Origin of the sequence: Bacillus litorisediminis (assembly GCF_022808645.1) — a bacterium.
Lineage (GTDB): Bacteria > Bacillota > Bacilli > Bacillales > JC228 > Bacillus_BF > Bacillus_BF litorisediminis.
This window is the reverse complement of sequence record NZ_JAKZKT010000104.1, coordinates 1-2,120: the sequence shown is the minus strand read 5'-3', so window position 1 is coordinate 2,120 and position 2,120 is coordinate 1. Positions and strand designations below refer to the sequence as shown.

Annotated in this window: 3 protein-coding genes; all 3 read left to right on the top strand. The window is 38.9% G+C overall.

Translation table 11 applies throughout. The annotated features are described in order from the left end of the window. Positions 1-262 (top strand): transposase (locus tag MLE14_RS22120; RefSeq protein ID WP_243298557.1); only part of this gene is annotated, 262 nt, incomplete at its 5' end. Between the two features lie 125 nt (positions 263-387). Beyond that, the gene (locus MLE14_RS22115) at positions 388-1,044 is read left to right on the top strand and encodes an amino acid ABC transporter permease (RefSeq protein WP_243300526.1); all 657 of its coding nucleotides are present in this window, start codon (positions 388-390) and stop codon (positions 1,042-1,044) included. Next, the gene (locus MLE14_RS22110) at positions 1,041-1,763 is read left to right on the top strand and encodes an amino acid ABC transporter ATP-binding protein (protein ID WP_243300525.1); all 723 of its coding nucleotides are present in this window, start codon (positions 1,041-1,043) and stop codon (positions 1,761-1,763) included. The genes MLE14_RS22115 and MLE14_RS22110 overlap by 4 nt, the downstream gene beginning before the upstream one ends. Positions 1,764-2,120 lie beyond the last annotated feature (357 nt).

The following is a 2,120-nucleotide window of genomic DNA, read 5'->3' as shown; positions in this document are numbered from 1 at the left end:
ACAAGAACTAAAGGATTTTTATCAACTGGTTGAGGCTTCTGAAATTCCAGAAATGAAAAAGGCCATTCAAACCATTCAAAACTGGCAAACCGAAATTCTTAATAGTTTTGCATATAACTTTTCCAATGGTTTTTTGGAAGGGATCAATAACTCAACCAAAGTATTAAAACGAAACGCATTTGGCTTTAGAAGCTTTAAACGCTTTAGAGCAAAAATATTACTTTCACATCAATATAAAGGAATTGGGGTTCACATTGGATAAGGGTGACGACAATTAGTCATCACCCCAACATTTGACGGAGAACCGTTTTTTTAAAATCACTAATGTGAAAAAGTATATTTGGATGCATCGATTTACTGCTTTATTTAGGTTAGGAGGATAACTTTGTGAATTTCCGTTGGGACATTATTATTGAATATATGCCATTTTTATTGGAAGGAACATTGCTTACATTAGGCCTTTCTGTTGCTGGTATATTGATAGGCACGATATTAGGGCTATTAATAGGATTAGGACGAATCGTGAGAAATAAGGTATTGGCTTTTCCGTTTGTTTTCTATATAACCGTTTTCCGCGGAACACCTTTACTTGTGCAAATTCTTTTAATACACTTTGGACTAGTTCCCCTTCTTACAGGAGAAACGAATGGGATATTAGCTGGTGTGATTGCCTTATCACTCAATTCAGCTGCCTATATTGCGGAAATCTTCCGAGCTGGTATTCAATCGATTGACCGCGGACAAATGGAAGCAGCACGCTCACTTGGGCTTACTCATGTTCAATCGATGCGCTACATCATATTGCCGCAAGCTTTCAAACGAATGATTCCTCCGCTTGGCAATGAATTTATTATCCTATTAAAAGACTCTTCTTTACTTTCAGTCGTGGCAACACCTGAGTTAATGTATTGGGGACGTGCTATGGGAAGTCAATACTTTAAAGTCTGGGAGCCATATTTAGCGACAGCAGCTATCTACTTAATCCTAACAATAGGTCTTAGCTTCTTGCTAAGTCTGCTAGAAAGAAGGCTGAAAACAGAATGATCCGAGTTGAAAAATTAAAAAAATCATTTGGCAATCATGAAGTCTTAAAAGATATAAGTGTTTCGATTGAGCCGCAAGAGGTTGTAGTAGTAATTGGGCCTTCCGGGTCAGGTAAATCTACATTTCTGAGATGTATCAATCAATTAGAAACAATAACCTCTGGCAAAATTTTTATTGAAGGTGTTGATACGACCGATAAAAAAGTAGACATCAATAAAGTCCGTACTGAAGTAGGAATGGTTTTCCAAAGCTTTAATCTATTCCCTCATAAAACAGTGCTAGAGAACATTATGCTCGCTCCAATTAAGGTGAGAAAGGTTTCCAAGGAGCATGCGGCTCAAAAAGCACGAGAACTTTTAAAGAAAGTCGGACTGGCTGACAAAGAAAATGCATACCCGGACTCACTCTCAGGCGGACAAAAACAGAGAGTCGCGATCGCAAGAGCCCTTGCGATGGAGCCGAAAATTATGCTATTTGATGAACCGACATCTGCCCTTGACCCCGAAATGGTAGGAGAAGTACTAGAAGTTATGAAACAGCTCGCTAAAGAAGGCATGACCATGGTCGTCGTTACGCATGAAATGGGATTTGCAAAAGAAGTAGGAGATCGTGTTATCTTTATGGACGAGGGGTACATCGTCGAAGAAAATACGCCTAGAGAGTTATTTGAAAATCCGCAGCAAGAACGGACCAAGCTATTTTTAAGCAAGGTTTTATAAGAGCCTTGAGCAGCAGAGAGTAGTTGATCAGCGGAACGATTGAATTTGTTGATAAATATCTCGAACCTGTTGATAGAGGGTGCGAATTCGCTGATAACGGCTGAGATTTGTTGATAAAAAATGGATTTGTTGATAAACATCGGAAATTCGTTGATAACGCCGCGAATCCGTTGATAAAGCGCGAGATCTATTGATAAAAAGCTGAAATTCGCTGATAAGCGTCAAGAATCCTTTTAGGACCCCTTATTCCATTGGACACGATAATGCTTAATGATTACACTTGTGATAACTAACTTACATGGAAGGGGGGCCTAATATGCCTAGAAAGAAAATTGATGTGATCGAGGATGTAAAAAA

What these genes read in the sequence shown, in the direction of transcription:
- MLE14_RS22110 (WP_243300525.1), top strand. Translation starts at nt 1,041, where the DNA reads ATGATCCGAGTTGAAAAATTAAAAAAATCATTTGGCAATCATGAAGTC.